We start from the raw sequence: 4809 nt of genomic DNA on the forward strand, positions 1-4809 counted from the left end.
CAGATCTACAGCTGCCACAGCCAAACCAACCAACAGTGGAACGTCAACTCCAACGGCACCATCAGCAGCGTCCAATCCGGACGATGCCTCGACGTGTGGAGCACCGCCAACGGCGCCCAAGTCCAGCTCTACGACTGCCACGGCCAGACCAACCAACAGTTCCGGCTCGCGCGCCTCGCGTGATGACCACCGGCTGTCGATGACGGGTGGGCCCGGCGTCACACCGGGCCCACCCGGATCGGCAGGCTGACCACGAGGAACCCGCCGCCCCGAACCCGGGGCGGCGGGCCATTTTTGCACCGATGTGCGTCGATGTTGTCAGAGCTGACCAAGACATGCCGGAGTGGGGCCGTATCGCCGCAGCGCAGGGGCAACCGCGCCGGGCGCCGGGTCGCCAGAGCTGCCTGGGGCCGCGTCGACGAGCTTTCGGCACTACCGCAGCACCCCCTTGGGCCGAGCGGCTGCCCGCTATGAGAGGGTCGCGGGCGCGATGACACCGACATTTCGGTCGAGAGGCTTGAGGTAATCACCAGCGAACACCTCTACGTCACAGCGATCACCGCGGACCTTCTGCGGGGCTTCGTCGACGTGGAAACGACTGCGCGCGGTCTGCTGCCGCACCGGCTGACGGCCACGGCACGCCGGCAGATCCCCGACGACCAGCTGGCCATAGCCGAGGCGCAGCCCTCCGGTGTACGGCTCGCCTTCCGCACCCGGGCCACCACCATCGAACTGGAGGCGCTGCCCACCAAGCGGGTCTACCAGGGCTATCCGCCCCCGCCGGACGGCGTCTACGACCTGCTGGTCAACGGCCGTCTGACCGCACAGGCCACGGTGGCCGGGGGCAACGTCACGGTCACCGACATGGCCACCCAGGCCTCCGTGCTGCACGAGGGGCCGGCCGGCACCGCCCGTTTCACGGATCTGCCGACGGGCGAGAAGGACATCGAGATCTGGCTGCCGCACCGGGAGATAGTCGAGTTGATCGCGCTGCGCACCGACGCGCCGATCGAGCGAGCCCCGGACAGCGGGCGCAGGGTATGGCTGCACCACGGCAGTTCCATCAGCCACGGCTCGAACGCCGCTCATCCCAGTGCCATCTGGCCGGCCCTGGCGGCCGCCGAGGGCGGCGTTGAGTTGATCAATATGGGGTTCAGCGGGAGCGCCCTGCTCGACCCGTTCACGGCGCGGGCGATGCGTGACATCACCGCTGATCTGATCAGCGTCAAGATCGGCATCAACATCGTCAACGGCGACATCATGCGGCTGCGCGCCTTCGGCCCGGCGGTCCACGGCTTCCTCGACACCATCCGCGAGGGGCATCCGACCACGCCACTGCTTGTCGTGTCCGCGATCCTCTGCCCGGTCCAGGAGGACACGCCCGGTCCCCTCATGCCGTCCGTCGAGGACGGGATCATGCGGTTCAAGGCGACGGGCGATCCGGCCGAGCGCAGCGCCGGGCGGCTGACGCTCACATCATCCGCGCCGAACTGGCCCGGATCGTCCGACAGCGCGCGGCCGACGACCCCAACCTGCACTACCTCGACGGGCGCGACCTGTACGGCGAGGCGGACTACACCGAGATCCCACTGCCCGACGAGGTCCACCCCGACCCCGCGGGCCACCGCCGCATCGCTGACAACTTCGCGCGGCTCGCGTTCGGCGACGGTGGCCCCTTCGCCACCAGCACCAGCTGACCGTCGCGGGGCCGGCCGGCGCGGTGGTGATCCTCCGCCCCTAAGCGCCCTGTCCCTGGTTCTGCATCAGACCGCCGTCCATGAAGTACGTCGAGCCGGTCACGTAGTCGGCGTCGTCGCTGGCCAGGAAGACGGCGAGCTTGGCGATCTCCTCCGGCTGCGCGGCGCGCTTCCAGGGGATGGACTGCACCTGCTCCTGAAGGTACTTCGGGTCGTCGATCGCCTGCTGGTTGAACGGTGTGAGCACCATCCCGGGTCCGATGTTGTTCACGTTCATGCGCATCGGGGCGACCTCCAGGGCGATGCTCTTGGCCAGTTCCAGCATGCCGCCCTTGCTGGCGTCGTAGTCGGAGCCGCCGGCCCGGGCCACCTCCTGGTGGATCGAGGTGATGTTGATGATCTTCCCCTGTCCGCCCTGGTCACGGCGGTGCCGGATGAACCGCCGGCAGCAGAAGAACATCCCGTACAGGTTGGTGCGGATCGCCCGGTCCCAGGTTTCGGTGTCCAGGTCGGCCACCGGGATGCCGGAGGCGTCCACGCCCGCGTCGTTCATCAGGATGTCCAGCCTGCCGAACTCCCCCAGCGCCTCGTCGAACATCGCCTCCACCTGGTGCTCGACGCTGATGTCACCCTGCACCACGACAGCCCGCTGGCCGGTCCGCTCGATCTCGGCCTTCGTGTGGTTGGCGCCCGCGTGGTCGTCCAGGTAGTGCACCACCACGTCGGCGCCCTCCCGGCCGAACTCGATGGCGGTGGCCTGCCCGATCCCCGAGTCGGAGCCGGTGATCAAAGCGGTCTTGCCTGTCAGGCGTCCGGTCATCAGCACGCTCCTTCCGTGGTGGTCACGTCGGCGCGCATACCCGCTGGCCAGGGGCGTAAGCCCGACGTGATAAGCGCCGAGGCGGCGGGTACGCCGGCCAGCGGTCTGCGGCATTGGCCGGGCTCAGCGCACCGGGTTACCGCCGGACTGGACCTGGTCGATGACCCAGGCCGCGTTGATGAGGCCAATGTGCGACAGCGCCTGGGGGAAGTTGCCGATCAGGGTGCCGTCGCGGTGGTCGACCTCCTCCGACAGCAGACCCACATCGTTCGCGCGGGCTGTGATCCGCTCGAAGATCCGCTTGGCCTCGTCGACCTGCCCGGCGAGCGCCAGAGCCTGGACCAGCACGTACGAGCAGACGATGAATGTGCCCTCCAACCCCGACCCCGTCCAGCGCTGCAGGAGGCCGTCGTGTCGCGCGTCGAGTTCCCGCCGGATGGCGTCCACTGTGGCAATGACCCGGCCGTCGTCGGCGGGGAGGAACCCGAGGGGCGACATGACGAGCACGCCGGCGTCGAGATGGTCGGACCCGAACGCGCCGGTGAACGCCCGGGCCTCGGCGTTCCAGCCCTCGGTGAGGATCGCCGCGCGCACCTCCTCCCTGGCCTGCGACCACCTCGGTACGTGCGCCTCCGCTCTCAGGACGGGCGCCAGCCGGACGGCGCGGTCCAGGGCCACCCAGCACAGCAGCTTCGACGTCAGGTAGTGCCGTTCGCCCTCGCGCCCCTCCCAGACGCCGGCGTCGGGCTCCCGCCAACTGTCGACGACCCGGTCGGCCAGTGACCGCAGCAGAGCCGCAGCGGCGGGCGACAGGTCCGTGAGTTCGTCGCGCAGGACCCAGGCGCACTCCAGGATCTCGCCTAGGACGTCGAGTTGCTTCTGCCGCCAGGCGTCGTTGCCGATCCGCACCGGTCGGCTGCCCTGGTAGCCCTCCAGGTGCTCCAGGGTGTGTTCGGTCAGGTCCCGCTCGCCACCCGCGCCGAACATGATCGGCACGTGGTCCTCCGCTTCCACCGATCCCATGGAGGCGGCCATCCAGTCGAAGAAGCGGTGCGCCTCGTCGGGGCAGGCAGCGACCCACAGCGCCTTGAGGGTGAAGCTGCCGTCACGGAGCCAGCCGAACCGGTAGTCCCAGTTCGCCGCGCCACCCACCTCTTCGGGCAGGGATGTGGTGGCCGCGGCGATCACCGCGCCTGTCGGCTGGTAGGTCAGCGCCTGGAGGATGAGGGCGCTGCGCCGGACCTCCTCCCGGTAGGCCCCCTGGTAGTGCTGGTGGAGAGAGGACCAGGACTCCCAGGCGGCGACGGTGTCCCGCAGCGCGGCGCGTCCGTCGATCGGCGCGGTCGGTGGGTCGGCGGACCGGCGGTGGTGTAGCGCGAACATGGCGCTGTCGCCCGCGCGGAGAGTGAATCTGCCTGTCACGAGTGCTCCGTCGACGGCGAGATCACGGTCAGCGACAAGGGTCAGGCGGTCCGCGCCTCCGGAGATCTCGATGCCGACCGGAGTTTCGGCGATCGTGGGCGTGACAACGCCGTACTCGGGCCGGGCCGCGATCTCGACGGCCACCTCCACCGCGCCGGAGACCACCTCGACCTGCCGGAGCAGGACGTGCGCGGAGGTGTAGCCGATGTGGTGACCGCGTTCCCCGGCGCCAAGGCTCAGGGCGTCGGTCAGCCGCAGTACGCCGTCCTCGGTGTGGAACTCCGTACGCAGCACCATCGTCTTGTCGAGATAGCGCCGGGAGGTCTCGTACGGCGCGAGTGGCCGGATCGACCAGAAACCGCCTGTGGCGCCGAGCAGACGCGCGAAGACGCTCGGCGCGTCGAACCGGGGCGGGCACCACCAGTCCACCGACCCCTCGGACGAGACCAATGCCGCGCCCTGACAGTCGCCCAGTAATGCGTAGTCACTGATCACAGCCACGTCCGGCTCTACCCGCGGTGGCGCTGCCTACGCCCTGCGGCCCGTCGCGACACATGCGGGCCGCCGTACCGCTCCATCCCCGTAACACCTCTGAAACTACCGGTTGAAAAACCCGGAATTTTCTGCCAGCCTAAATAGCCATCGATAGATGTGAACGTTAACAAGATCACGTCTGCACCGGAGGCGCCGCAACGACAGTCAGGCCCACCCCACGTGCCAGGCGACCACGCTCGGCACCGCCATCGCCACCTCTCACCACACCAGCGTCAGGACCTTCCTCTCCCCACCACTGGAGGATCAGTATGGTTTCTCGGACCCGTCTCAGCAGGCGTGGCCGCCTGCGAACACTCACTTTTTCCGGAACAGCCG

At 68.9% G+C, this 4809-nt stretch carries 3 protein-coding genes and 1 pseudogene; 2 read left to right on the top strand and 2 right to left on the bottom strand.

Annotation, left to right across the window (positions count from 1 at the left end):
- Together ACFY2Q_RS29415 and ACFY2Q_RS29420 are read left to right on the top strand one after the other, a co-directional pair.
- Positions 1-183 (top strand): ricin-type beta-trefoil lectin domain protein (locus ACFY2Q_RS29415; protein WP_387135907.1); only part of this gene is annotated, 183 nt, incomplete at its 5' end.
- A 681-nt stretch (positions 184-864) separates the two neighbouring features.
- Positions 865-1290 (top strand): annotated as a pseudogene (locus tag ACFY2Q_RS29420) (SGNH/GDSL hydrolase family protein); the annotation flags it as partial.
- A 447-nt stretch (positions 1291-1737) separates the two neighbouring features.
- On the opposite strand, the gene ACFY2Q_RS29425 reads toward ACFY2Q_RS29420, so the two are convergent.
- Both ACFY2Q_RS29425 and ACFY2Q_RS29430 read right to left on the bottom strand, forming a co-directional pair.
- Positions 1738-2517, bottom strand: a complete 780-nt coding sequence (locus ACFY2Q_RS29425; RefSeq protein WP_387135909.1) for an SDR family oxidoreductase — start codon at positions 2515-2517, stop codon at positions 1738-1740.
- A 123-nt stretch (positions 2518-2640) separates the two neighbouring features.
- The gene (locus ACFY2Q_RS29430) at positions 2641-4440 is read right to left on the bottom strand and encodes a glycoside hydrolase family 15 protein (RefSeq protein ID WP_387135911.1); all 1800 of its coding nucleotides are present in this window, start codon (positions 4438-4440) and stop codon (positions 2641-2643) included.
- Between the last annotated feature and the right edge of the window lie 369 nt (positions 4441-4809).

Origin of the sequence: Micromonospora sp. NPDC000316 (assembly GCF_042898885.1) — a bacterium.
GTDB lineage: Bacteria > Actinomycetota > Actinomycetes > Mycobacteriales > Micromonosporaceae > Micromonospora.

Excerpts from the sequence above, each read along its gene's own strand:
- ACFY2Q_RS29425 (WP_387135909.1), bottom strand. The coding sequence starts at position 2,517 with ATGACCGGACGCCTGACAGGCAAGACCGCTTTGATCACCGGCTCCGAC.